The following is a 25346-nucleotide window of genomic DNA, read 5'->3' on the forward strand; positions in this document are numbered from 1 at the left end:
CACCTGATGGAGAATATATTAGTTCGACTGAAAACTACAATCGCTGACTACTGGGAGGCTTTTATTCAATTGCTTCCGGACATTATCGTTGGTGTGCTCGTGGTTTGCTTTTTTGCCCTTGTTGCAGTCGGACTATCGAGATTCTTCACCCGCAGGCTGGAGCGCAAAAAGCGCGAAAACAGAATCGCCATTCGCTTTACTATTCGGCTCATCCGACTGATCGTTATTCTCATTGGCATTGTGCTGGCTTTTCAGCTCATGGGCTTTAAGAACCTGGCTGGAGGTCTGCTTGCAGGAGCCGGAGTTGGTGCAGTTATCATTGGGTTTGCTTTCAAAGAAATTGGCGAAAACTTCCTGTCGGGAATCATTCTCGTTTTCGACCGGCCGTTTTCAATTGGCGACACAGTAACCATTGGCGACAAAATGGGAGTTGTACAAGAGTTGAACTTCAGAAACACTCACCTCAAGTCATTTGACGGAAAAGACATTTTCGTCCCCAACGCCAGCATCGTGAAAAACGATCTCTCCAACCATACTCGAGACGGCCTGGTGAGAATGAGTTTTGTGGTCGGCATCGATTACAAACACAGCGTGAAGGCAACACGAGAGCTGATTTTGTCAGAGCTATCCAAGATTAAAGGTATTCTCAAGGACAATCCTCCATTGGTTGTTGTGGAGACTTTGGCGCCAAATACGGTGGATCTCAAAGTGCTTTTTTGGGTCAATACTTTTGATTACAAAAACTCTACACTCATCCTGAAGAGTGAAGTAATGGAAATGGTAAAAGACCTCTTGATCGAAAACAAAATCGGAATGCCCGCCAATATCCAGGAGCTCAAAATGTACAGCTCAGATGATTTTATTCCCGTGAAAGTCCTCGATCAGCCAGAAGCAAAATCATAGTCTCCTTCCCTATCTTCAAAATGAGAGCATTCGCAACAAAGTAAGTACCTTTGCGGCTGCCAAATCAGTTATCACTTTCGAATATGAACCTCAAGAAAGAAATAGAAAAGCGAAAGACGTTCGCAATTATCAGTCACCCGGATGCGGGAAAAACTACACTCACCGAAAAGTTTCTTCTTTTTGGTGGAGCTATTCAGGTAGCTGGTGCTGTGAAATCCAACAAGATCAAGAAAACGGCTACGTCCGATTTCATGGAGATTGAGCGCCAGCGTGGTATCTCTGTGGCGACTTCTGTGATGGCTTTCAACTATCGTGAAAAACTGATTAACCTGCTCGATACTCCCGGTCACAAGGACTTTGCTGAAGACACTTACCGAACGCTCACTGCCGTGGATAGCGTGATTCTGGTGATCGACTGTGTGAAAGGTGTAGAGGCTCAAACCGAGCGGCTGATGGAAGTTTGCCGCATGAGAAACACTCCGGTAATTATCTTCATCAACAAGATGGACCTCGAGGGTCGCGACCCGTTCGAACTGCTCGATGAGCTGGAAGAAAAGCTTCAGATTAAGGTGCGCCCGATGAGCTGGCCAATCAGCCAGGGACACTCTTTTAAAGGTGTTTATAAAATTTACGACAAGAGTGTAAACCTCTTCAATCCGAGCAAAACGAAGATTGCCGAAGATATCGAAACGATCAGCGATCTTTCTGATCCGAAGCTCAACCAGCTGGTGGGAGAAGAAGACGCTAATCAACTTCGCGAGGATGTGGAATTGGTAGATGGCGTTTACGATCCTTTCAATCAAAAAGACTACGAAGACGGCAACCTGGCTCCTGTGTTCTTTGGTAGCGCCATCAACAATTTTGGCGTGAAAGAAATGCTCGACAACTTTGTGGACATCGCCCCTGCTCCAAGAGGCCGCCAAACTGACGAGCGAACTGTGGCGCCAAACGAAGACAAGTTCACTGGATTTGTCTTTAAAATCCACGCTAACATCGATCCCCGGCACCGTGACAGAATTGCGTTTTTGCGCGTTTGTAGCGGGCGCTTTGAAAGAAATACTTTTTTCAAACACGTTCGTCTCGACAAGAAGCTGAAATTCGCCAACCCGGCAGCTTTCATGGCTCGTGAAAAGGAAGTGGTTGAAGAAGCTTTTCCTGGCGATGTTATTGGGCTTTACGATACTGGAAACTTCAAGATTGGCGACACGCTGACTGAAGGTGAAGCACTTCAGTTTAGAGGGATTCCGAGCTTCTCTCCGGAAATTTTCAAGGAACTGGTCAACAAGGATCCGATGAAGAGCAAGCAGCTGGAGAAAGGAGTTCAGCAGCTCACCGAAGAAGGTGTAGCTCAGCTTTTCACCATTGAATCGGGTAATCGAAAAATTATCGGTACTGTTGGTGAACTCCAGTTTGATGTGATTCAGTATCGTCTCGAAAACGAGTACGGAGCCAAATGTGAATTCCAACCGAAGAATTACTACAAGGCTTGTTGGATCACTTCAGATGACAAGGATAAGCTTATGGAGTTCAGGAGGATAAAAGGAAATGACGTAGTGCTCGACAAAGACGACAACCTGGTTTTCTTAGCGCCTTCAGAGTTTCTCCTCAACATGGAACGTCAGAATTTCCCCGAAATAGAATTTCATTTTACTTCGGAGTTCAAAACGGCCAAAGAGGAAGCTTAAATCAATTTCCGCACGAACTTGATTTGCCGGAAGTTGTTCTTTTCTCAAAGAGATTGCACCTTCGGTTCAATTTCAGAAAAGTTGTGAATAATGGCTCAATTGAACTCCTTTGATCCCGTTGGGAATGAAATATGCTTACCTTCGAAAGAAGAAAATAACAGTACTCTAGCAGATATGCGACAGCTTTTAATTTTTACACTTTTCATTTTATTGCCGGCTTTGGCTTTCTCACAAGAGCAAGACTCGGAAGAGGTTGTACAGTTTTCCGGTGTGGTTGTCACTGGCGATTCTTTGCTGCCAGTTGCCTACACGACTGTAGCGCTCAAAAGCACCAATCGAGGTACGATGACCGATGATTATGGGTTTTTTACACTTCCCGCTTTCAAAGGAGATACTATTCGTTTTTCAGGAGTTGGGTACAAGGCTGTTGAATACACCATTCCAGACACGCTCGAGTCAAAACGCTATTCAGTAGTTCAGGTTTTGAGAAAAGACACTGTGCAGATTCCAACGACATTCGTTTACCCATGGCCCACTCCCGAGCAATTCAAAGAAGAGTTTTTGGCGCTGGAGCTTTACGAAGATGAAGTGGAAAGAGCTCGCAAGAATCTCGACCCCGAGGAAATGTACAGCGATATGATGGAAATGGGAATGGACAGCCAGGAAGCTTATCGCTACACGATGCGCAAGAGACGCGAGGATTTTCAATATGCCGGGCAAGCGCCTCCAATTCAAGTCCTAAACCCAATTGCCTGGGCCAAGTTCATCAGAGCATGGCGAGATGGCGATTTCAAACGTGACGACTAAGTGGTTTTAGGGATTCCCTTCTACGCTAAAGCTTGCACCTCCGCTGAAGCTATGGCGACACGCGGTCTGCGACACGCGGATGAAGGGCGAGAAAGCGAATTGGGGTAATTGAGTGATTAAGTCAACTCTGTTCGTTAACTCTTCCGTCAAAACCTGCTTTGGAATTTGTCTTTGGAATTTCTCAAGGAGACGATTTCCCGTAAAATCAGCCTACCTTCTCAGCTAGAGCTCACCAAAAAATCTCGCCACCGGATAGCGATTCACCGTGTTTTCGTAATTGTCTGACCGCTGATAGATCCAGTAAAGCTGGCCCCAGTGTTTTTGAGCAAACTCCTCATCGCTCGCTCTCTTCTCCTCAAACTCTTCTTTGAGCTCAGGGTTTTTCTCCAGCATCTCTTCTGCTGTGTCTTCAAAAACATAATCGCTAAACCACTCTTTCTGCTGCAATACTGAGTCGAAGAAGTTCCAGGCGAAAAAGGAATCAACTCCTTTTGGTTCCAGTGTTTCCACGATGAAGCGATTCGTTTCCTGGTTTACAGGAACGATGTAATCACCTTCGCGATAGTCAACGGAAGCATCGACCTTCTCCACCACCACGTTGCTGTGCAAGTAGTGGCCCTCGTAAACATTTTTAACCGTATTAAAATCCTTGATGTAGTACAGCTCAACGTCAAGCGTGCGGTCGCTTTCCAATTGATGCATTTTTACGTTGTTCCATTTCAGCCTTTCAATTACCTCAGTCCAGGCTTGAGGAATAATGTAGTAGTCGGGTGCCAAAACGGAGTCGGTAGTAACGTATCGGTTGTAGTATCGGATTTCTTTCTCGAAAGGCTTATCCTGGTTATAGAACAAACGCTTCTTACCGGTGACATCACTTTCTATCATCTCGTGTTCATACCCCATAAAGCTGAACATCTCGTAGCGAGTTGTATCGAGTTCCCAGTCCAGGGCAAAGGTCTCTTTAGACTTTTCTTGTTCGTTGGCAGACTTTCGCATTTCGATGAGCTCCTGTGCATTTTGAGAAGTGTACTCCGCCAGTGACATCAAAAAGTGATAAGTACTCTCTACTCGGTCTTCAAAAGGCTTGAGCATGTGCGTTTCAGAAACGAAACCAATCGTGTTAAAAAGCGCTGCATAGCCGGTGGAGTAACGAGGAGTTTCGTTGAAGTCAACTATTCCCGATTCGGGGGTTCTTTCCATTGTGCTGACGTATGGCGTCATTGGGAAACCTCGTTTTTCCATTGCTGCATAAAGCCAATCGTTCATTCCTCCACGAATATAGTCGCGCACCATTGGTGAAGCTTTATCTGGCTGAGTTGTGATCAGTGTCATCGTGTACTGATAATCCGCTCCATTGGAAGTGTGTGTGTCGACCAGCACTTCAGGATCTGCAGCGTGAAAAATGAGGTGAAAAGACTTTGCATTTTTAGAGTCGGCTTTAATGAAATCTCTGTTCAGGTCGAGGTTTTTGGCGTTTCCCCTAAAACCATAAGCCCTGGGTCCGTTTTGGTTAGCTCGACTGCAGCAACCACGATTCAATGCCCCACCAACATTGTACATCGGCACAATGCAAATCGTGATTTCCTCGAGAATTTCATTGTAGTACTTTTCTCCGCTCAAAAATTCTCTTGCAAGCATCACCGATGCATCCACTCCACAAGGCTCTCCTGGGTGAATTCCGTTATTGATAAGGAACACAGCCTTTTCTTCTGAAATCTCATCAGGTTTGGAAACACCATCCGAATCGATGATAAAAAGATGAAGGGGTTCACCGACATCAGTGCTGCCCATTTCCACGAGCGTGGCTCTGTCATCACTATTTGCCAGCTTCGTGTAAGCATCGATCGCCTGATCGTAGCTCAGACTTTCGTTTCCGGTAAAAGGAGTGTGCGACTGGCCCATAGAGGTCATTGCGAAACAGCAAGTTGAAAGTACCGTAAATAATAAAGAAATAGAAGTGTTGTTAATGTGCATGACTTTCTTGAAAACTATTAGACTTGCGACTGGTTAAAACGCTAAAAGATGCGTAAAATAGCAAGAAAGGATCGAAGAAAAGCGAGATTGAAATGGAATTGAATTTTGTCCCTAAAAATAACATCGAACCAAAAAAGGGGAAGATACTCCTCTCCGAGCCTTTTTTAGATGATCCTTATTTCAGGAGAACTGTCGTGCTTCTCTGCGAGCACAACGAAGAGGGGTCTTTTGGGTTTGTGCTCAACAACTACATCGAACTCTCTCTGGATCAGATCATGGAATCGCTCCCGGGCCACGGCTCTCGCATCAGCATTGGCGGTCCTGTCAAAAACTCCAACCTCTACTACATTCACACTCTTGGCGATCGTGTTGAAGAAAGCATAGAAGTAGTTGAAGGAATCTACATGGGTGGCAACTTTGAGGTGCTTCGGGAGATGATGCAAAACGGTGAGGTAAAGCACGATCAAATTCGCTTTTTCGTGGGTTACTCAGGCTGGTCGCCAAAACAGCTCGACAGTGAACTGGAAACCAATTCGTGGTTTGTTACCCAGGTGAAAAAAGAAGTGTTGATGAACACCCGAATCAAGGACCTCTGGAAGAAAATCATGAGCGGCCTCGGCAAAAAAGGCGAAATGATCGCCAACCTGCCGGAAGACCCGAAGTTGAACTAGGGTTCTCTTCATTTTTAAACATTTAGAAATTAAGGTTTTCATTAAGGCATTGAGGGCTTCATCTTGCAATAAAATTTCCACCGTTGCATAGGAAAGAATAGCTGCGCGATATCTCCCTTTGGAGGGAGTACTGCGCCTTCGCGTAGCCGCTTCGGCAGAGCAAGGCCCGCAGGGGGAGGGAGGATTCTTTCATTGTGACTCGTAATAAAAAAAGTCCCTCTCATAAGTCGCAAAAGCATTCAGCTACGGAAAGTAACCACATAGGCACAATAGGCGAACTTCTAGCTTTCTTCTAAGTGCCTTTAGTGTGGAGAATTGAAAGCCCTCAATTATCAAAGTAGATCTTGAAGGCACATAGCAAAGGAGACCAGAAATAAAAACTATGTGCCTATGTGGTTAAGGTCCTGTTGTAAAGCAATCACAACTTCTTCAAAGCCTTCAATACCTTTCTTCCACGTGACTTGATTCCCGCTGAGCCGTACTTCATGTTTTCCTCGATGAGCAGTTTCAACTCGCCACCTAGTTCAGGGTAGAGCTCGCAAAACTTGTAGAGCACAGTCATTGAGTACGCTCGAATTGCAATTGGACGCTGAGGGCTCGCCAAAAAACCAAAACACAAATCGATCAGCTTTCCCTGAAGCTCCTCGCCAAGAACATCAATCGGCTCACTCTCAAATATCTTGAGGATATTTCTGTGAACAGCATCGTGGGCCGAGTCATCAGCCAGTCGCTCAATCAACTCCGGGAAAAACCGCTGAGTGGCAATCGGATTGTTTCGGTAAATCACATCCAAACACCAGGCAGCACGCTGTGGCAAAGGTTTCTCACCATGAAGGAAAATCCTCATAAAAGTCTCAAAGCGATCAGTGTCGTGGCCCACGTAATCCGCGATGCGGTCTTTTTGAGCTTTCGAATGCTCATCGATGAGTGCCTGCTTGATGTTCATGAGTATTTCTTCATTCCTGAATTACAACTTTAACAAAAAAACATCTTTTACCAGCAATGAACTTTTATAAGTCCTCCCCCGGCCTTCGGCCACCCCCTCCAGCGGGGGACAAGCACAGATTGAACTGCAACCCTTTGATAGGTCTGGTGTTTCTTGGAAGAAGCATTTAAATCACTTCCGAAAATAGTTGAATAACGCCTATCCCCCGCTGGAGGGGGTGGATCGACATTTAGATTTTAGGGCGGACACGCGCGATGTCGAGACGGGGGAGGAAATTACAGTGTGAGTTTGGGTGTGAGTATTGAGAGTATTTCGTTGTTCAAGGACACTTAATTACCTGAGTCACCTTAGAACACACAATTCCATTAACCTCGGACCACGCCCCCAACCCCTACAGGGGCGATCTTTCGCGCGAGGATATTGGACTCTGAAGCCTCGAAAAACTCATAATTGATAGACCCTTAATCACCAAAAAACTCATCAAAGAGCTTCTGCATCTTCAGTCGCATGGCTGTGGGGGAACAGTTGTAGTTGTTGACCACGATGGCGAAAGATACCTGGCGGCCGTTGTGTGTGGCAGTTCCTGCGTAAGATCTCACACCTTCCATGTAGCCGCTTTTGGCTCTGGCGAATTTCCCAAAGGGCTTCAGTTCATCCAGCGTTGATCCCGGGTGATTTCTGGCAAACCACGAGAGCACTTTCGCCAAAGCTTCAGTGGTGATTCCATTGGCTCTTGACAGTCCGCTACCGTCTGCCAGTCGAACACCATTCATGTCAACTCCTCTTTCGGTCCAAAACCCGTTCACCGCTTTTTGTCCACCGGCAAAGCTCGCATCGCCAACAATCTCCTCTCCCAGCCTTTTGAAAATAAAATCGGTGTAGCTGTTAAGACTGTGGTCGTGGATTTCGGCTACCATGTCTAAGAGTTGCGGAGAAGTCATCGTAAAAATTGTCGCTCCAAAGTCCTCTTTACCAAAGTCACGAGCCTTGACAACACCGACCGCAATTCCTTCTTTCTGTGCTTCTTTTTTGAAAGCCTCTCCAAAAACCGCTACCGGATTGGGCATGTAGCCTTTGATTTCAAAACCAACTCTTCCGGCTGGGATGGTTCCACTGATCAGTGCACTTTTAGAATTGGGGAAAGAATAGATGTATGCGTTGTCACGGTTGTTGTCGGCCGACTTCACCTGGCAGTCGAACTCCAAAAACGGCAACTCCGGCTCGGTTCTCAGAACTTTCACCTCTCCTCCTACTTGCGAAGACGACTGAAGGTGCAGCTTGTAGATGTTCTCCAGATAAGAGAAAGAGCGCACACCGCCACCGTAGTAGTTGCCAACATCCTCTACTGGAACTGTTCCGGCAAACGGCATGTCCGTGAAAACATCGTTTCTCACGAAAAGCGTGTCGATTTCAGTGATTCCGTTTTCCTTGAGTTTGCTGACAAGCTCTTCGATATCCGTTCGCGACTCGGCAAACCGATCAGAACCGAAAGTCGGGTCGCCAGCGGTGTCGAGATAAACGGAGTTACCCTTGCGCCAAACCTCTGTTGGAAAGCGATGCTCATCGCCCCAGAGCTCCAGTGCTGCCAGCGTGGTAAACAACTTCTGACTCGAAGCTGGCAAAATCGTCTTCTCGCTTTCGTGCTCAAAAACCACTTCTCCACTTGCCACATCCACCAATGCACAGGAAACTGTGGCGTGGTGAAGGACTGGGTCGGAAAGGAAGGAGTTGAAGGCGGGTTGGGATTGGGCCCGCGGAAAGCCACTTAAAAAGCCTACAAATAGAATGATGAATGCCTCTTTGACTTTCATTATTTAAATATCATTTGCAATTTCCTGAGAAAGGTAAAGAAATTCGAAAACTGACAATTAGACTCAAACTGGTAAAGAATTTGACAGTTTTCGCGAACAATTGTCATGTTAGTGTCATGAAAACCGACAAAAAGTTTTCAACTATTAACTGTTGATAGAATGTATTTTTGGGTGTAGATAAACCAAGTTACCGCGATACAACTAGCAAAACTAACAATGGATATAACAAAAAGGCCTAAAAAATATAATTTAGATATTATTATGGCATTGAAATTGTAATTTGGTGGCTCGGTTGAAAAAATCCAACCAGCCACCAAATTATTTTGGATATCAATTGACTACAAAGGGTTGCAATCTTTCAAGTCAATTTTCCGCAAATATAGATTTATCTGTAGAATACTCTCAGATCTCTTAGATATTTCGCTTCGTTGGCTTCTTGGTGACTCTTCCACATCCGGATACTCCGGGACTAATGTATTGTTTATCAAATAAAACCCATTAAATCATGGCGAAGAAACAAATAGTTTCACCTCATCCTGATGGATGGTCTGTAAAAGGATATGGAAACAAAAGAGCGAGCAAAATATCAAAGACTCAGAAAGAGGCAATCAATAAAGCAAAAAAGATTGCGAAGAAGCAGTCTTCAGAAGTATTAATCAAAGGGAAAGATGGACGTTTTCGGGAAAGTAACAGCTACGGAAACGATCCCTACCCACCAAAAGGATAACTATGCAATTAAAAAATTCACAACTTCAGATCTTTGTAGATAGTATTAAACTACGCAGAGAGAACATGCCAAAATATCGTGATCAGTTCAACAATCTAATTTCACGATTAGAAGACAAGATTCACGAGGATGAGAGTACAGGTTTAAAAGTTACCAAGGTAATTAGAGCCGGGTCATGGAAGAAAGGGACTATTCTCCGATCAACTGGGGATAACCCAATTGATGTTGACTTAGTCTTCGTAATTGAAGGTGATGACGCTAAGAAAGATGACATCGAAAAGCTTCATGATTTCGTGGTCCAATATCTCGAAGATATATACCCTACTAAAGATATTTCTAAAGATGTTGATGCCGATGGCAAAACCAAAGCTGTTAAAATAGTATTCATAAACACTGGCCTTGAGGTCGACATAGTGCCAGTTGTCCCCATCGAAAACCATGAAGATTACGTTTGGCAGCCAGAACGTGGAGGTGGTGGAACCTACACAACAAGCATCATTCGGCAAATCGACTTTTCTAAAGAAAGAAAAAATGTCAATCCAAACATCGCTTCCATCATTCGAATCATTAAATGGTGGAACAATTATATGGAGCTTGATGACTTTATGCCCTCATTCGCCATAGAACTGATTATCTCCTACCTGGATTTAGCTAAAGGAACTGAGTCGAATATCGAAGAAGCTATAATTCGCTTCTTCCAATACACATCTTCAGGCAAGATTGACGAAATCAACTTTAAGGATGCAATAAATGAAATTCCTGATTACAATACCCCACTGTTCATTGGTGATCCAGCAAACAATGAAAACAATATAGCCAGAAAGATTAGTGAACAGAACTGGAAAGAGTTTGAAAATGAGGCTTTAAACGCTTTTGAAACGTTAAATATAGCACAGTCTTTATCTTCAGAAAATGCAACAGTAGAAGAATGGAAAACGGTTTTCGGACCGAAATTCAAAATTAAAAAGGAGGAAGAATAATGTATAACTCGCATACATCAACTTACACGGTCGTAGATATTAGAAAATCCTTTGAAAGCTTTCAAGCCGATTTAAGAATGATAGCTAGACGGACCAATACTTGGGACATGAACTACATAGAGAAAGTTTTTCACGACATCCTAAAATTAGCCGAGGCTAAGTACTTAGAGCAGGTAGATATCGTACTACTTGATTCAAACGGTCAGACAATAAGAGCAGCTAAATACAAGGTCTCAACTAATGGCCAGTCTATGTCTGGAGATAGAGCCGGAGGAAATGACTGGAGCGAAGTCGAAGGAGCAACCCTTACTACAATTTTGAAGCATAATGCTGACTGGAAAAGATTAGGAAATCGAGGGCAACGAAAATTCCAAGAGGAAAACGGCTTTAAAGTAAATTGGTCCCCCTCTAAGATTGATACTGCTTATCAGCATCTAAAAAAGGAGAAGGCTCAGTCGTATTCAAATAAAGGTTATGAGTTAACAAAAATCAACTACAGATAAATGGAAAATACTTTTTTCGATAGTACATACGAACTTCCTAGCAAGGAAATTAAAAAGAGAACCGAATCTTTAATTGGTTTTGAAGATAAATTTTCAAGGGTGAAGAATAGTATTCAACTCATTCTTAGAAAAGATGAACTCGAGCTATGGAGAGACAAGTTTCATAAGAGTCTACAGGCTGTAGAAAGTATTTCTGATATGTATCCGCTAATAATCTTTTCCGGTGATGTAGGTACAGGAAAGACTGCATTTGCTGAAGGAATGGCAGAAAGAATCACTAGAGAACTTCAGAAAACAGGCTATTTTCTCAGACTCAGCACAAGAGTACGAGGCCAAGGACTTCATGGTGAAATGGGTAATCTCGTAAACGAGGCTTTCAGTCAATTGAAAAAACAAGCCGGAAAGCGGAGGTTATCATTTTTACTCATTGACGAAGCCGATGCTATCGCCACCACTCGATCTACTCAACAAATGCATCAGGAAGAAAAGGCGGGTGTGAATACATTGATTCAGAAAATTGATGAGTTAAGAGAAACAGGTGGTCGCGCAATTGTTATCATGGCCACAAATAGGCTCCATTTCCTAGATGAAGCAATCATAAGACGAGCCGGAGTGGTTATCAAGTTCGATAGACCGGATGATAACGAACGAAGAGAATTATTTACAAAAGATCTAGAGTGCGTTTTTGAAACTAACGAACAGCTGGAAAATCTTGTGAAGTTAACAGGACCAGACGAAAATAATGGAGTTGGTTACTCCTACTCTGATTTAAGATTGAAAGTGTTCCCTGAAGCAATTGCCCGCGTTTTTCCTTCTAAGCCACTAACTTTTGATACGATTAGTGAAGTACTCAAAGATGTTCAACCAAGCCCCAAAATAAAATGATCCCCAAAAGTCTCAGATACTTATTCATATGCTTGGTAGTAATGAGCTATTTGATATTTGATCGCTACTACTTTGACCCAGATGAAATTTCATTTTGGAAAGTGGCACTCAGAGCAATTGCTTTTAGCGTATTAGCCTCGATTATAATCTGGTTTCTTGATGAATTTCTCCAGAACATAAGAAGACTAAAACTATGGTTTCTCTTACAAGTCATTCATCGAAGAAAAAAAGTGAGATTTTCAATGTCTTACTTATATAGAATTCGAATCGATGATAAGTACTTGTTGGTGAAGAATTCTAAATGGGAATTCTTTCAATTTGTCGGAGGTGTCTACAAGGTTCTACCACATGAGCTCGATACATTACAAGAGAAATACGGTGCGGAACCAGATAAAAAATTATCGACTAGTGGTGTTAAGAAAGATGATCTTAGAGTATTTGTGCCAGCAACAAAAGCTTTGAAATTTCTTGACTGGTTCATATCAGCCAAAAACAGAGAAGTATCTCATTGGAGAGAATTCTGCGAAGAATTAATTAGAACTGAGGTGCTTGATTTCAGTACCTTCCCGCATGTTAATTACAGATTCGTGGGCACTGTACAAACTCCATTGAAAAAATCCCAAAAGTTTAATTGCTTAGAATTACTTCGCTATGATGTATATGACTTAAAGCCAAGCGCGGAACAAGAAGAGGCTTTAAGAAAATTAAAAGAGAAGGGTGATACTGAGTACATCAAGTGGGTAGATGAGCAAATAATAATGAGCTTGGGCTTTGATAATGTCACGAAAAGTGAACCATTCAGTGTTGGGATTCATACCAAATGGGCAGTAAATATGAAGTATGAATCTCCGTAGGGCTAATCCTACCACTTCCTACTCGCCAGCGCCAGCTTTGTCATCACCGTGAAGAATGTGATCAGCACCACGAAGTAAACCACATCGCGGGTGTCGATGAGGCCGCGGCTCATGCTTTTGTAGTGTTCGGCAATGCCAAGTGAAAGAAAGAACTGGTCGAACTCGCCCATCACTTCAAAGGATGTGATGGCTTCGAATCCCTGGTACATGAAAAAGCACAGCAGAGCAGAAACGAGAAACGCCACAATCTGGTTGGTGGAAATGCTCGATGCAAAAACGCCAATGCTCACGTAGCCGGCTCCAAGGAAAAACAGCCCGATGTAAGATCCCCAGGTTCCTCCGGTGTCCAGGTTGCCGACCGGATTTCCGAGCATGTAGACGGTAAAGACAAATACCAGCGTTGGGATCAGCGCGAAAAGCACGAGCAGCAATCCGGCAAAGTATTTTGAAAGGATGATCTGAAAATCGGTTAGCGGTCGGGTGAACAGCAACTCGATGGTTCCTGTGCGCTTTTCTTCCGAAAACAGCCGCATGGTCACCGCGGGGATGAGAAACATAAACACCCACGGAGCAAGCGTAAAGAGCGGGCCTAAACTGGCAAAGCCACTGTCGAGCACGTTAAAATCGCCAGGGAAAACCCACATAAAAAGTCCGATGAGCAACAGGAAAACGGCAATCACAACGTAGCCGATCAACGAGCTCAAAAAACTTCTGATTTCTTTCTTCAACAATGCGATCATGAAATGCGGTCTTTTATTTTTTGCTAATGTAAAATCATTTGGGGAAAGGTGGGCAAAGTTAAAACGCTAGTCAGTCTTACTACCCTTCTTGTCTCGACTCCGCTCGACAACCGGCTTACCCGCAAGCTACCGGCTGGTGCGGTGGGAGGTTCTCGAGCGGAGTCGAGAGAGTGGACAAGTCCTAAACAACGCTTCTCGATTTACTTCCTTTCTAAATCACCCTTCATCTTATCAAGCAGCGCCCCTACCTCTTTCCAATTAGTCCTGTTTGCTCCATTCTTCACGAGATAGTTTAAAGCTGAATGAAAATCATCCTTCCTCATTCTGTGCTCTTCAACTAATCGCTGCTTATCAATTTCGACATCATGCCAATCCTTCTTCAATGCGAACTCCACCTGCTTTTCCATCTTTGAAAAAAAGTCCTGCCCAAACTGTCTGACCTCTTCAACGAACTCGAAATAATTCATATCATATCTACCGCCATCCGATGACCACAGATTAATACCATTTTCTAAGACATAATCTGAATTCCAGAGTATTCTCATTTTTTCATCTCTTCTAAAAAATGAAATGTCAGGCCCGCCCTTCAGGTGTTTAGAACTTAATGTTCGCAGTTTGATCCAGGAAGTTAACGTTTCATAATCCTCAAACGCTTTATCATCATCGATGCCTCGCATATCCCACCATTGGTTGGCATCACTTTGAAACTTTCTCAGGTCATTCGTTAATTCGAAAAATCCCTCTGGAATTTCCTCCTGAATGTTCTCGAATAAATCTATGAAGTCCTCGATAAAGCGTGCTATGTAATAATCGTTGTAGGGAGAATTCTTTCCTCCCAGGTAAGCCACTGACTCCTTTGAGTACTCATAAAAAACTCTATCTCCCAAATTCAGCCACAAATCGCCATCCGTCAAAAGATACCAACTTAGATGCTGGTTGGCTGAAGTACCAGCCGGATTAATTTGATCAGGATTCTTTAATTGAAAGTTAATTATCATGAAACTTTAGATTCGCGGCCTACAGATTTTTTTACTCCAACAACTCCAACCTTTCCATGCTCCAGGCCTCGGGCCTGGCGGCAAAGAGCGCTTTGGTTTTTGGCCACACTTCCTTGAAAACGTCTGTGTTCTTGTAATTCTTCAGATGCTCTTCGCCTCTCCAAAAGCTGTAGGTCATCATCACGTTGGGCTGATCAATCTGCCGGATCAACTCCAGGTGCTCGCAACCCTCGGTGGCGCGAATGGCCTCTTTCTTTGAGTCAAACAATTCCAAAAATTCATCAACCTTCTCAGGTTGGAAAGTCATCTTTACGATTCTGATTAGCATTGAATTCTATTCTTATGATGTCGTTTACCTTGAGTCCAAAGAGCATGTGCGCCCCTCCTCCGCTCTCGGGTGTTCCTTTATTAATAGCGATTTCCAAAAAGCCGCTGCTACCAAAAAGCGCCAGCTTCTCGCCTTCTTTCACTTCGCTGTAAACGGTTTTGATTTCGCGGATATCGTGTTTCGACAATCCCATCTGCAGAGTGAAATCGCGACCCTTTCCCACGTCTCTAAAAAGCTGCTGGCTGATGTTGGTGATCACATTTCCATAGCTGTCGATGTAAATCACGGTTCCTTTGATCAGGTGATTGTCGATCACCGGACGGAAGCGCTCGCTCTGGCGAATGCCTTCCACTCGTTTCCCAATCACCTCGGGTGTGCCACCACGAGCCAGGTGACAGGCCGCTTTGGCAAACAGGTTTTTGGTGACAAACGTCATGTCGTCACTGTCTTGCGAGAGGTTGAGCTCAAACACGTCCTCCACCTTGATGTCGAACAACAGTGAAAAAATCCCGTTGTCGGCACCTATAAAATACTGGTCGTGCTGGCGGACAATCAAATGCGGGAAATCGTGAGTCGCATCGGGGTTCACACCAATGATATGGATGGTTCCCGGAGGAAAGTCGATGTATGCATTTCTAAGCACAAAAGCCGCCTGGTAGGTGTCGAACGGTCGGATGTAATGCGAAATGTCAACGATTTCGACATTTTCTACCTGCGAGTAAATGGCACCTTTGAGAGCGCCCACGTAGTAGTCGCGCAGTCCCATGTCGGTTGTGAGTGTGATGATCGCCATTTGTTGATTTCTCGTTGAAATGTCAGTGCCCGATTGGCCGAATAATTCTTTAATTTGCGTCAAAAATAACGATTCGGCAACACTCTAAAATGCCGCGTGAAATTCATTTTCTGAATTTCCATTGTTAATTAAATTACCCGTTCTCACAGCTAACGAATTACAAATTTGCAAGAGAAAGAAATCCAAATGCCGGCTATCGATCCGCTCGAATTTTTCGGGCCGGCCAACAATAAATTTAAGCTCATCAAAAAATATTTTCCCAGGCTAAAGATTATAGCCCGTGGAAATGTACTTCGCGCCATTGGCGATGAAGAGGAGCTCGAGCGCTTTTCCACAAAGGTCGATTTGCTCTTTTGGCACATCGAAAAATACAACAGCCTCACCGAGGGCAACATCGAAAAAATCATGGAAGAGGGCTCCGAAAAGCTTCGGGAGTCGTCTCACGGTGATGGAATTCTGGTGCACGGCCCGGGCGGTACCAAAGTGACTGCGCGCACGGCCAACCAGCGAAAGCTAGTGAAAGCTTCCGAAGAAAATGATATGGTTTTTGCCGTGGGTCCTGCCGGATCTGGTAAAACCTACACGGCAGTGGCACTGGCAGTGAGAGCGTTGAAAAACCGCGAGGTGAAGCGCATCATCCTCTGTCGCCCGGCTGTGGAAGCTGGTGAAAATCTCGGTTTCCTACCAGGTGACCTGAAGGAAAAACTCGATCCGTACCTCCAGCCGCTCTACGATGCATTGATGGACATGATCCCCTACGAAAAACTTGCCGATCACCTCGATAAAGGTGTGATTGAAGTAGCTCCGTTGGCGTTCATGCGCGGGCGAACTTTGGATAAAGCTTTCGTGATTTTGGACGAAGCTCAAAACGCCACTGTTCCGCAGATCAAAATGTTTTTGACCAGGATGGGACAAACGGCCAAGTTCATCATCACCGGTGACCCATCGCAGGTTGACCTGCCTCGCTCCCAGCCTTCGGGACTGGCGCGATCGATGGAGCTGCTCGACAAAATTGAAGGAATTGAATTTGTGAAACTGACCGGCTCCGATGTGATCCGTCACAAGCTGGTAAAGAAAATCATCAAGGTTTTTGACAATGACAAGTAGTGGTTTTGGATGGAGCTTCTTTGCGCTAGCTGCGCTGTTTTTTGTGGCTTGTAACACGGGATCCTTTCGAGATAAAATTGAAGGAAACTGGAAAGTGGTTCAGTTTAAAATCCAAAACCCGGATGAACTAAAACCCGAGCTGGTAGACGAAACCACGGCAATTGCAGAAACGGTGCGCTATCGGTTCAACAGAGATTTTACGTACGACATTCGCTCTAGAGCAGACTCGAAGAGCAGCACAGGAACCTGGAAATACGATCCGGAGTCCAAGGAGTTGATTTTGCAAATGGCCGACCAGGACAAAACCAACTCAAAAGTGCAATGGCTCGACAGCGATAAATTAGTGCTCCAAACCAAAATGGGAACGATAGGTGATGTCGAACTTACTTTGGAAAGGGTGGAGTAAAAGCAGGAAAAAGTAACTAAAAGCAAACCCCGACCGAGAATGACTGGCAGTGGTTTGGGACCGGCCTTGAGCTCGCGCAAAAATTTTTCAAAGTCGAGACTTACGAAGACCGAGAAGCCGACAGGATCACTCGGTCGAAGTTAGTTGAGACAAAGTAAAATTTTGAGTAGAGGTCACAGCCTTGATTTTTTTCTTTCTTTTTTCATCAAGGAAAAAAGATATAGATAAAAGGCCAACAGCAAAAAGGTGAATAAGAACGAAAGCAAAATCATTTAACCAATAGATGAATACTTTAAAAGAATCAAACCTCCAACTCCCTGGCATCGAACACCGCTATGTCGGAAAAGTGAGAGATGTCTACACGCTCGACAACTCCATGCTCGTGATGGTAGCCACAGACCGACTTTCGGCTTTTGATGTGGTGATGCCGCGCGGAATCCCTTTTAAAGGTCAGGTACTCAACCAGCTTGCATCGAAGTTTTTGGATAAAACCAGCGACATTGTCCGCAACTGGAAAATCGACTCCCCAGATCCAAACGTGACAGTAGGACTGGCTTGCGAGCCTTTCAAAGTGGAAATGGTAATCCGAGGTTATCTCACTGGCCACGCCTGGAGAACCTACAAGGAAGGCAACAGAATACTCTGTGGTGTTCGCCTTCCCGATGGACTCAAGGAGCACGACAAACTTCCAGAGCCGATCATCACTCCTACTACCAAAGCCGATGAAGGTCACGATGAAGACATTTCCCGCGAGGAGATTCTCTACCGCGGAATCGTTACCGAGCATGACTACAAAATGTTGGAGGATTTTACGCGAAAACTCTTTCAGCGCGGATCTGAAATCGCAGCAGAACGAGGTTTGATTTTGGTAGACACCAAATACGAATTCGGAAAACGCAAAGGCGAAATTTTCCTAATCGATGAAATTCACACGCCCGATTCATCTCGCTATTTTTATGCCGATGGCTACCTCGATCGCCAGCAAAAAGGTGAGCAGCAAAAGCAGCTTTCGAAAGAGTTTGTCCGCCAGTGGCTGATAGAACACGACTTCATGGGTAAAGACGGACAGTCCATTCCCGAAATGCCAGACGAGTTTATCGAACACGTGAGCAATCGCTACATCGAGTTGTACGAAAGTCTCACTGGTGAAAAATTTGTTCCTGCCGAAAGCGAAAACATCGAACAGCGAATCGAGAACAACGTCCTTGAATTTTTGAAAAAGCACGGCTAAAAAAGTAAGTGGAGTATGAAACTGTGCATTGCCGAGAAACCAAGTGTAGCCAGAGAGATTGCCACTATTTTGGGTGCAAACACCAAGAAGAATGGCTATTTTGAAGGCAACGGTTATTGCGTTTCGTACACCTACGGCCACCTGTGCACACTCAAAGAACCCAGTGAATACGATGAACGCTGGAAGTACTGGAACCTCAATTCACTTCCAATTCTCCCCCACAAATTTGGGATCAAGGTGATTCCAAAGGAGAATTATCAAAAGCAGTTCAACGTCCTCAAGGAATTAATTGAACAGGCCGATGAAGTCATCAACTGCGGTGATGCCGGCCAGGAAGGAGAGCTGATTCAGCGTTGGGTGCTGGCCAAAGCAAAATGCAAAGTGCCTCTGAAGCGACTGTGGATTTCATCGCTCACCGAGGAGTCGATTCGTGCCGGATTTGAAAATCTAAAAGACGGATCGGAGTTCGACAAGCTTTACTCAGCCGGAGTTTCCCGAGCTGCCGGAGACTGGCTGCTGGGGATCAACGCTACGCGACTCTATACGCTCAAATTTGGACAAAACCGACAGCTACTGTCTGTTGGCCGAGTGCAAACTCCTACACTGGCCATGATCGTAGAGCGCCACAAGGAAATCACCAACTTCGAACCTCAAACCTACTGGGAAGTGAAAACCACTTACCGCGATGTGGTTTTCAACTCTACCAAAGGAAAATATTTCGATAAAGACGAAGCTGCCTCTGCTGCAGAGTCGATCAAGGAGCACGACTTTACGATCACCAGTTTCAAAACCAAAAAGGGGAAAGAGTACCCTCCTTCCCTATTCGACCTGACTTCGCTGCAGGTGGAATGCAACAAGAAGTATGGCTTTTCGGCAGACGAAACGCTGAAGCTCATTCAGTCGCTCTACGAAGGAAAGTACGTGACCTATCCCCGTGTCGACACCACTTACCTGAGCGAAGATCTCTATCCGAAAATTCCCGACACATTGCGTGGAATCACGGCTTACAGTCAGTATACCGAGCCGTTGCTGAAAAAGAAAATCCCTAAGACCAAGCGCGTTTTCAACGATGAAAAGGTGACTGATCACCACGCGATTATTCCAACGGGTGTACAACCTGGAAACATCAGCTTGCGCGAGAAACAGGTTTTCGACATTATCGCTCGTAGATTTATCGCGGTTTTTTATCCGGTGTGCACGGTTTCCAATACCACCGTTTTGGGAAAAGTGGAAAAAGTAGATTTCAAGGCTACCGGAAAGCAAATCCTCGAGCCGGGCTGGAGAGAGCTCTATCCGAAAAAGAAAAAAGCCGACAAGGACGGCAAAAGCAAAAAAGACGGTCCGCAGGAAATGCCAAAATTTGAGGAAGGTGAAAGCGGTCCGCACTCGCCAGATCTTCAGGAGAAGCAAACGACTCCGCCAAAGTATTTCACCGAAGCCACGCTTTTGCGAGCTATGGAAACTGCCGGCAAGCAAGTTGAAAAAGAAGAACTCCGTGAGCTGATGAAAGAAAACGGCATCGGTCGACCTTCAACCCGGGCCAACATCATCGAGACGCTTTTTAAGAGGAACTACATCACTAAAGTGAAAAAACGGATTGAAGCCACACCAACAGGTATCGAGCTGATCGACACGATTGGCAACGATTTGCTCAAATCAGCCGAACTCACCGGTGTGTGGGAGCGCAAACTGCGACTGATTGAAAAAGGCGAGTTCGATCCGCAAACCTTTAGAGAGGAAATGCAGCAAATGGTTGCCGAGCTCACTCAGGAAGTGCGGTCGGCTAAAGCGAAGCCCATCACTGCGGTAAGCGCCACCAAAGAACCGAACACCAAAAAGCGAAAAGCCGACAACTCTGGACAACCGGTTTGCCCGAAATGTAAAAAGGGCGAAATCCTGAAAGGTAAAAAAGCTTACGGCTGTTCGAACTTCAACAACGGTTGCGACTTCCTGATTCCATTTAGTATCCGCGGAAAAAAGCTCCCTAAAAAGCAAGTCGACCGATTGATAGAAAAAGGAAGTACCATCAAACTGAGCGGTTTTGGGAAAAAGGGTGAAAACCTCAAAGGGAAATTGGTGTTTGATGATTCATTCAACATCGTGTTTGAAGAGGAAAACGAAAACCCGATCGCCTGTCCCGACTGTGGAGGAACGGATTTCTTGAAAGGATCGACAGCTTACGGCTGTGCTAACTACAAGTCGGGGTGCAGTTTTAAAATCCCATTCGAGCTAGCTCCAAACGGACTCGAGAAAGTGGAGATGACAGAATCGTTCGTGAAAAAAGCCAAGGCATTTTATGAAAAGTAATGAGCTCAAAGAAGAAGTAAACCGTTCAGTTGAAGTGATGCGCAATGGCGGAGTGATCCTCTACCCGACTGACACGATTTGGGGAATTGGCTGCGATGCCACCAATCCCGAAGCAGTGAAAAAGGTGTTTGAAATCAAGCAGCGAGACGACAGCAAGAGCGTGATTGTCCTTCTGGAAAATGACGGCCACCTGCAGCGCTACGTAAAAGACATTCCCGAAGTCGCCTGGGACATCATCGACCTGGCGGAAAAGCCAACGACTGTGGTTTTTTCGGGAGCCTACAACCTCGCCCCACAAGTGATTGCCGAAGACGGCTCCGTAGGAATTCGCATCACCAAAGACGACTTTTGCCGACAGCTCATCCGCAGGCTCAACAAGCCGTTGGTTTCCACATCAGCCAACATCAGCGGTGAGCCCTCACCTGCTTCATTTGCCGAAGTGAGCGAGAAAATTAAAGATAGTGTAGACTACGTAGTCGACCACCGTCAGGATGAACGCGGCAGCGCCACTCCTTCCTCAGTCATAAAAATTGGCGATGGCGGATTGGTGGAGATTTTGAGGAAGTGATCCAGCACCTTTAGAATCTCGTCTTCCACCAAACCACTTGAGATCACGAGCATTGACCTGATTTTCATTTCATTGAAAGATTCAATGTTTTATATTCGTGCAATAGACGACAATTTTCTAAACTGAACACACATGACTATCAAAACTCTAACTACCGCTCTCACACTCCTTCTCACCTTCTTTTCAACTTCCGCACAGGATCTGGATTTTGTGCATAGTTATGGGAGTTCTACTGAAGGTGCTAGTTATGATAGGGTCAGAATTTCTAAACATTACGATGAACTGAGCAAAGTTGTGGTAGCAGGAAGATATTACGAACAAATAAATCTGGACATTGGGTCAAACACCGCCACTGTCAGTGCACCAGAAGATGATATTTCTCAAGGAATTGTTGCAATTTATAATCAAGAAGATTGGAGTTTGTCGAGTTATATAAGTTTCGAACCGGCAATTAGTGATGTAATTCTTCTTTCTGATACGACCATGCTTGTCATGGGAGTTTATGCAGGTCTAACTGACCTTGACCCTCGTCCTTCAGATAGTCTTATGTATGAAGGAGAAGTTGTAGGTGATGGATTTGTAGGATTATACTCGACAGATGGAGCTCCTCACTGGGTAGCCACATTTAGCTCTAACTTTGGTATTGGTATGGCGGATATGGTTACTTTCGATTCTCAAGTCCTCATAGGCGGCTTTTTCTTTAATACAGATTTAATTATTACCACATCTGGAGACACACAGGTTGTATTAAATGAGGATGGCACAGACTCCTTTCTTGTTGGAGTTGATCTTGAAACCGGCTCTTTGGAATGGAGCCATATCTTTGGATTAAACGATGGTCTCTGTCAAATCCGATCTTTAACTACTCTTAATGATCAATTTTCACCTACCATGGCCGTAAGTTCTGGAAACTTGAATGTGGCAATAATTGCTGCAGAAAATGAAATTAATTATAACGACAATATTGGCTCTTTCTTGGGTTTTTATTCTCAGAATAACCAAGAGCTTTCAAATTTTTCAACCTTAAAATCTGTTGAAGATGGAGATCTTGCTATACCCCTTAAAACGGTTACTCATAAAGAGCATGGGTCCATTACCGCGCATAGTTGTAGAGGACAGAACTTGGAGTTTTTCACAAGCTCTGAAGAAGAACTTCTTCTAATTTCAGAGGGTGGCAATGTGAATTATCATTCTTTTATTAGTCAAGATAGTGATGGTGTTATAAAGTGGCTTAGCAAAATTACTCAGACTGATTTAGCAGTTGAATCCGAAGCATTGATCATCGATAAGTTTGGTTATTTATATGTTGTGGGTTATTACAGAGGCGTATTAAGTTATGAAGGTGAAGCAATGTTTGAAGAAAACGCCTCTTCCCTAAATAACGGCTTCATACTAAAACTCGATCCACTTGGAAACTTGGTTTGGGCACACAACATCCCTTCCCAACAAGGAGAACTGGAAGTGAACTCCGTTTCAGTTAATGAAGAGCAGGACATTCTCATATCCGGCTACTACACCGGAAACCACGATTTTGATTTTTCTGCGAACACGCAACTGGTTGGAAACTTCGAAGAGGAAAACGGTTTTCTCGCTCGCTACACGCAAGAGCCCAATGAGGCTGAAGTTTTTCTGAATGTTCCAATCCTTCACACGGAAATTGAAGAAGCTGGGGCTACTTCGCTGGTGTATGTTTCCATCAACCGCGAAATTTCTGAAGATGTGGTTGTAGAAGCTACACCTGACGAGCAAATCGATTTAGGAAACGGAGCCGGACAACCGGTTGAGTTGACTTTCACACCCGATGGTGAAAAAATCATGAATTTGGATGTTACGGCATTTGATGATCAGGATGTGGAAGGAGATCACACAGGAGCAATTACTTTCACTTCTTCTGGAGAATCAAACTTCACCAGCCTGGAAGACCAGACTATCACTTTCGACATTATCGACAACGACCCGGACGCAGTTGAAGAGCAAAATTCAGATGCTCAAATTTCAGTCTACCCAAACCCGGCTACCGATGAAATCACCATCGATTACCCAGAAAACCTTTCAGGGAGAACCATCGACCTCATTCGAATTATTGATGCCAATGGACGGGTAGTTTTTGAAATTAAAGACCATCCTAAAAATCAGAAACTATCTGTAGAAGATCTTCGCAGAAGTTCATACATTATGCAGGTAAACACTGGCAAAAATGAATTCACTACCAAACTACTCCTGCTCTAAACTGAAAAACTTAAAACACAAAGCCATGAAACAGCTCCTTTTGCTCTTCTTCATTTTAACACCATTTGCACTCTTTGCCCAAACTTTCGAATGGGGCCAGAGCTACGGCCTTGGTTCGGGGAATACGAGTTTTAATGATCGCATTTCGAATGTAGAATATTCTAATGTTCTAAATAGAGCTTTGATTGCAGGACATTTTTATGAGAGTACAGATATAGCTATAGGAGCAGAGAGTATAATCTTAACTCAGGAGACTGAGAGTGCTCAAGGTTTTGTTGTGGTTTATGAATCTGACGGAAATGTTTGGTTTCACATGAAGATTGGTAGCTTTATCAATAAGGTCAAATTTTTAAACGATTCAATTTTCATGGTAGCCGGAAGGTTTAAAGGCTCATTCGATTTTGACAGGACGGGTGAGGCTGAATTAATTCTGACTTCTGAATCAATTATTGGAGATGGATTTTTGGGATTGTATAATATAGATGGCTCACCCGTATGGATCAAGCAATTTGTACCAGGGTTTATAGGAGGTCCTACTGATTTTGAATTCTCTGGAGATAATGTTATTGTTTCCCTCGCAGCCCAGGACGGATTAACTTTTGATCCACTTGGTGAGAACATTTCATATTCGACCAGCAATACTAGTGGTGGCATAATTATGGCCCTCAACTTTGAGACAGGAAATCTTGAATGGGATCAGGTTTTTAATACAGCTGCAACTCAAGGAGTTTCCAAAGCCCATTTTTTTCCTTTCAATGATAAGTTCCTCTTAGCAATTAGATCCGATCAAACCTCTAATTTGGATATTGGAATTGACGAGAGTACCTTGATTAACATTGAACATGAAACTGGTCTGGTTGTTCCTTTCTATTCTTCTGAAAATCTAAATCTTATAAATTATTTTGTTATTGAAGGTAATGAATCAACTAGCTTCAGCAGTTACACACTAAATGATTATGGTGAACTCTTAATTACTCTGACAACCGATGATGAATCTTTAATTTATACAGATCTAGATTCTAATGAGTTTGATATAGATTTATCTGAAGGAGAAGACAACAAAACGGTTGTATTAAAATTTAATAGAGATCTAAAACTGTCTTTAGTTTACTATAATCAACATGTATCCGGGTATAGCCTTTATGATGCACAAATCAAAGCATCAAACGATATATATTTATATGGCCGTTTTGACGAAAGCATGTCCACTGATCAGAACACCTATACAACATCTACAAATGACAACATTTATGTTCAGCGGATTAAGGCTAATAGTGAAAGCGATTGGGCTTCATTCATATCCAATGAATCAGGAGAGATCACCGGAACTGAATTCTATGTTAGTGAGAATCAAGAACTCTTTTTAGGAGGAAACTACCAAAGCAATCCGAACTTCATTTTTGCAAATGAAGATGGTAATCAAACTCTTGGAAGCAATGCTGCAGAAGAAGGATTCTTTTGCAAATACAACCTGGGAGAATTAGCAGAACAGGAAGCTCAAGTTTATCTTCAAACTCCTTATTTTGATTCGATTCCTGAGGGTGAAACTCTCAATTCTCATCTGTTCATTTCAAAATTACCGGCTGAATCTGTTGAAGTCACCTTAACTCCGGATGATCAACTAGATTTAGGAAATGGCCAGGGAGTGCCTGTAGTTTTTACGTTCGATGATTCTGAACCGCTGAGTGACCAAATGTTTGATGTTTCAATCACTGCATTTGATGATGAAGCAGTCGAAGGTGAATTTCACACAGGAATGATTCAAATAGATGTGAGTTCGGCCGATCCTGAATTTGACGCAATTGAATCTTTCTCGGAAGAGCTTATTCTAATTGATGATGACGTTGATTCAGTTGACGAGCGAAACAAAGATTCTCAAATCTCTGTTTACCC

Annotated in this window: 23 protein-coding genes; 16 read left to right on the plus strand and 7 right to left on the minus strand. The window is 44.0% G+C overall.

Translation table 11 applies throughout. The features are described from left to right. Positions 1 to 6 precede the first annotated feature (6 nt). The 3 genes from ABHV44_RS06015 (at position 7) to ABHV44_RS06025 (ending at position 3395) form a co-directional block, all read left to right on the plus strand. A complete protein-coding gene (locus ABHV44_RS06015) occupies positions 7 to 903 on the plus strand; it encodes a mechanosensitive ion channel family protein (RefSeq protein ID WP_459073762.1) in 897 nt (298 codons plus the stop codon). A gap of 83 nt (positions 904 to 986) precedes the next feature. Then, on the plus strand, positions 987 to 2588 hold the full coding sequence (locus ABHV44_RS06020) for a peptide chain release factor 3 (protein WP_459073763.1): 1602 nt from the start codon (positions 987 to 989) through the stop codon (positions 2586 to 2588). Between the two features lie 174 nt (positions 2589 to 2762). Then, entirely contained in the window at positions 2763 to 3395 is a 633-nt protein-coding gene (locus ABHV44_RS06025; protein WP_459073764.1) for a carboxypeptidase-like regulatory domain-containing protein, read from the plus strand. A gap of 222 nt (positions 3396 to 3617) precedes the next feature. Here ABHV44_RS06025 and ABHV44_RS06030 read toward each other — a convergent pair whose 3' ends face one another. Further along, entirely contained in the window at positions 3618 to 5369 is a 1752-nt protein-coding gene (locus ABHV44_RS06030; protein WP_459073765.1) for a M14 family zinc carboxypeptidase, read from the minus strand. 92 nt (positions 5370 to 5461) lie between these two features. On the opposite strand from ABHV44_RS06030, the gene ABHV44_RS06035 reads away from it, so the two are divergent. Continuing rightward, positions 5462 to 6040, plus strand: coding sequence for a YqgE/AlgH family protein (locus ABHV44_RS06035; protein ID WP_459073766.1), 579 nt, complete (start codon positions 5462 to 5464; stop codon positions 6038 to 6040). Between the two features lie 418 nt (positions 6041 to 6458). On the opposite strand, the gene ABHV44_RS06040 is transcribed toward ABHV44_RS06035, so the two are convergent. Both ABHV44_RS06040 and dacB read right to left on the minus strand, forming a co-directional pair. Further along, entirely contained in the window at positions 6459 to 6986 is a 528-nt protein-coding gene (locus ABHV44_RS06040) for a hypothetical protein (RefSeq protein ID WP_459073767.1), read from the minus strand. A 461-nt stretch (positions 6987 to 7447) separates the two neighbouring features. Beyond that, positions 7448 to 8797 (minus strand): D-alanyl-D-alanine carboxypeptidase/D-alanyl-D-alanine endopeptidase, encoded by a 1350-nt coding sequence (gene dacB, locus ABHV44_RS06045; RefSeq protein WP_459073768.1) that lies wholly within the window; start codon positions 8795 to 8797, stop codon positions 7448 to 7450. A 505-nt stretch (positions 8798 to 9302) separates the two neighbouring features. Here dacB and ABHV44_RS06050 point away from each other — a divergent pair. Genes ABHV44_RS06050 through ABHV44_RS06070 form a run of 5 tightly spaced genes read left to right on the plus strand, consistent with a single transcriptional unit; the run spans position 9303 to position 12746 of the window. Further along, positions 9303 to 9524 carry a DUF2188 domain-containing protein gene (locus ABHV44_RS06050; RefSeq protein WP_459073769.1) on the plus strand — a complete coding sequence of 74 codons (222 nt, stop codon included), beginning with the start codon at positions 9303 to 9305 and terminating at the stop codon, positions 9522 to 9524. 2 nt (positions 9525 to 9526) lie between these two features. Further along, the gene (locus tag ABHV44_RS06055; protein WP_459073770.1) at positions 9527 to 10504 is read left to right on the plus strand and encodes a CBASS oligonucleotide cyclase; all 978 of its coding nucleotides are present in this window, start codon (positions 9527 to 9529) and stop codon (positions 10502 to 10504) included. After that, positions 10504 to 11007 carry an HORMA-1 domain-containing protein gene (locus ABHV44_RS06060; protein ID WP_459073771.1) on the plus strand — a complete coding sequence of 168 codons (504 nt, stop codon included), beginning with the start codon at positions 10504 to 10506 and terminating at the stop codon, positions 11005 to 11007. Before ABHV44_RS06055 ends, ABHV44_RS06060 begins: the two co-directional genes overlap by 1 nt. Then, positions 11008 to 11892 (plus strand): AAA family ATPase, encoded by an 885-nt coding sequence (locus tag ABHV44_RS06065; RefSeq protein ID WP_459073772.1) that lies wholly within the window; start codon positions 11008 to 11010, stop codon positions 11890 to 11892. Between the two features lie 41 nt (positions 11893 to 11933). Beyond that, complete coding sequence (locus ABHV44_RS06070; protein ID WP_459073773.1) at positions 11934 to 12746, plus strand: SMODS-associated NUDIX domain-containing protein; 813 nt, start codon at positions 11934 to 11936, stop codon at positions 12744 to 12746. Positions 12747 to 12754: 8 nt separating this feature from the next. Here the strand turns inward: ABHV44_RS06070 and gldF are convergent, their stop codons facing one another. The 4 genes from gldF to ABHV44_RS06090 form a co-directional block, all read right to left on the minus strand. Beyond that, positions 12755 to 13486, minus strand: coding sequence for a gliding motility-associated ABC transporter permease subunit GldF (gldF, locus tag ABHV44_RS06075; RefSeq protein WP_459073774.1), 732 nt, complete (start codon positions 13484 to 13486; stop codon positions 12755 to 12757). 200 nt (positions 13487 to 13686) lie between these two features. Continuing rightward, the gene (locus ABHV44_RS06080) at positions 13687 to 14484 is read right to left on the minus strand and encodes a DUF5984 family protein (protein WP_459073775.1); all 798 of its coding nucleotides are present in this window, start codon (positions 14482 to 14484) and stop codon (positions 13687 to 13689) included. Positions 14485 to 14515: 31 nt separating this feature from the next. Then, positions 14516 to 14812, minus strand: coding sequence for a putative quinol monooxygenase (locus ABHV44_RS06085; RefSeq protein WP_459073776.1), 297 nt, complete (start codon positions 14810 to 14812; stop codon positions 14516 to 14518). Beyond that, the gene (locus ABHV44_RS06090; protein WP_459073777.1) at positions 14775 to 15605 is read right to left on the minus strand and encodes an SAM hydrolase/SAM-dependent halogenase family protein; all 831 of its coding nucleotides are present in this window, start codon (positions 15603 to 15605) and stop codon (positions 14775 to 14777) included. The genes ABHV44_RS06085 and ABHV44_RS06090 overlap by 38 nt, the downstream gene beginning before the upstream one ends. A gap of 165 nt (positions 15606 to 15770) precedes the next feature. On the opposite strand from ABHV44_RS06090, the gene ABHV44_RS06095 reads away from it, so the two are divergent. From ABHV44_RS06095 to ABHV44_RS06125, 7 genes are all read left to right on the plus strand, one after another. After that, entirely contained in the window at positions 15771 to 16712 is a 942-nt protein-coding gene (locus tag ABHV44_RS06095; RefSeq protein ID WP_459073778.1) for a PhoH family protein, read from the plus strand. After that, positions 16702 to 17118: a lipocalin family protein gene (locus ABHV44_RS06100; RefSeq protein WP_459073786.1), complete on the plus strand. Its 417-nt coding sequence runs from the start codon at positions 16702 to 16704 to the stop codon at positions 17116 to 17118. Before ABHV44_RS06095 ends, ABHV44_RS06100 begins: the two co-directional genes overlap by 11 nt. Positions 17119 to 17401: 283 nt before the next feature. Further along, entirely contained in the window at positions 17402 to 18349 is a 948-nt protein-coding gene (locus ABHV44_RS06105) for a phosphoribosylaminoimidazolesuccinocarboxamide synthase (RefSeq protein WP_459073779.1), read from the plus strand. Between the two features lie 15 nt (positions 18350 to 18364). Further along, positions 18365 to 20656 (plus strand): type IA DNA topoisomerase, encoded by a 2292-nt coding sequence (locus ABHV44_RS06110; RefSeq protein WP_459073780.1) that lies wholly within the window; start codon positions 18365 to 18367, stop codon positions 20654 to 20656. After that, on the plus strand, positions 20646 to 21224 hold the full coding sequence (locus ABHV44_RS06115) for an L-threonylcarbamoyladenylate synthase (RefSeq protein WP_459073781.1): 579 nt from the start codon (positions 20646 to 20648) through the stop codon (positions 21222 to 21224). The genes ABHV44_RS06110 and ABHV44_RS06115 overlap by 11 nt, the downstream gene beginning before the upstream one ends. A 132-nt stretch (positions 21225 to 21356) precedes the next feature. After that, positions 21357 to 23453 (plus strand): T9SS type A sorting domain-containing protein, encoded by a 2097-nt coding sequence (locus tag ABHV44_RS06120; protein WP_459073782.1) that lies wholly within the window; start codon positions 21357 to 21359, stop codon positions 23451 to 23453. A 25-nt stretch (positions 23454 to 23478) separates the two neighbouring features. Then, a partial coding sequence (locus tag ABHV44_RS06125; RefSeq protein WP_459073783.1) for a hypothetical protein occupies positions 23479 to 25346 on the plus strand: 1868 nt, incomplete at its 3' end.

The organism is Halocola ammonii (assembly GCF_049334165.1).
Taxonomy (GTDB): Bacteria; Bacteroidota; Bacteroidia; order Flavobacteriales_D; family Sanyastnellaceae; genus JBEGHD01.

Bases quoted from the DNA above. Each gene is read 5' to 3' on its own strand.
- ABHV44_RS06030 (WP_459073765.1), bottom strand. From the start codon at position 5,369: ATGCACATTAACAACACTTCTATTTCTTTATTATTTACGGTACTTTCA.
- ABHV44_RS06065 (WP_459073772.1), top strand. From the start codon at position 11,008: ATGGAAAATACTTTTTTCGATAGTACATACGAACTTCCTAGCAAGGAA.
- ABHV44_RS06120 (WP_459073782.1), top strand. From the start codon at position 21,357: ATGACTATCAAAACTCTAACTACCGCTCTCACACTCCTTCTCACCTTC.
- ABHV44_RS06040 (WP_459073767.1), bottom strand. From the start codon at position 6,986: ATGAACATCAAGCAGGCACTCATCGATGAGCATTCGAAAGCTCAAAAA.
- ABHV44_RS06055 (WP_459073770.1), top strand. From the start codon at position 9,527: ATGCAATTAAAAAATTCACAACTTCAGATCTTTGTAGATAGTATTAAA.
- ABHV44_RS06115 (WP_459073781.1), top strand. From the start codon at position 20,646: ATGAAAAGTAATGAGCTCAAAGAAGAAGTAAACCGTTCAGTTGAAGTG.
- ABHV44_RS06060 (WP_459073771.1), top strand. From the start codon at position 10,504: ATGTATAACTCGCATACATCAACTTACACGGTCGTAGATATTAGAAAA.
- ABHV44_RS06100 (WP_459073786.1), top strand. From the start codon at position 16,702: ATGACAAGTAGTGGTTTTGGATGGAGCTTCTTTGCGCTAGCTGCGCTG.
- ABHV44_RS06020 (WP_459073763.1), top strand. From the start codon at position 987: ATGAACCTCAAGAAAGAAATAGAAAAGCGAAAGACGTTCGCAATTATC.
- ABHV44_RS06090 (WP_459073777.1), bottom strand. From the start codon at position 15,605: ATGGCGATCATCACACTCACAACCGACATGGGACTGCGCGACTACTAC.
- ABHV44_RS06105 (WP_459073779.1), top strand. From the start codon at position 17,402: ATGAATACTTTAAAAGAATCAAACCTCCAACTCCCTGGCATCGAACAC.
- ABHV44_RS06035 (WP_459073766.1), top strand. From the start codon at position 5,462: ATGGAATTGAATTTTGTCCCTAAAAATAACATCGAACCAAAAAAGGGG.
- ABHV44_RS06110 (WP_459073780.1), top strand. From the start codon at position 18,365: ATGAAACTGTGCATTGCCGAGAAACCAAGTGTAGCCAGAGAGATTGCC.
- ABHV44_RS06080 (WP_459073775.1), bottom strand. From the start codon at position 14,484: ATGATAATTAACTTTCAATTAAAGAATCCTGATCAAATTAATCCGGCT.
- ABHV44_RS06025 (WP_459073764.1), top strand. From the start codon at position 2,763: ATGCGACAGCTTTTAATTTTTACACTTTTCATTTTATTGCCGGCTTTG.
- ABHV44_RS06070 (WP_459073773.1), top strand. From the start codon at position 11,934: ATGAGCTATTTGATATTTGATCGCTACTACTTTGACCCAGATGAAATT.
- ABHV44_RS06085 (WP_459073776.1), bottom strand. From the start codon at position 14,812: ATGCTAATCAGAATCGTAAAGATGACTTTCCAACCTGAGAAGGTTGAT.
- ABHV44_RS06050 (WP_459073769.1), top strand. From the start codon at position 9,303: ATGGCGAAGAAACAAATAGTTTCACCTCATCCTGATGGATGGTCTGTA.
- ABHV44_RS06015 (WP_459073762.1), top strand. From the start codon at position 7: ATGGAGAATATATTAGTTCGACTGAAAACTACAATCGCTGACTACTGG.
- gldF (WP_459073774.1), bottom strand. From the start codon at position 13,486: ATGATCGCATTGTTGAAGAAAGAAATCAGAAGTTTTTTGAGCTCGTTG.
- dacB (WP_459073768.1), bottom strand. From the start codon at position 8,797: ATGAAAGTCAAAGAGGCATTCATCATTCTATTTGTAGGCTTTTTAAGT.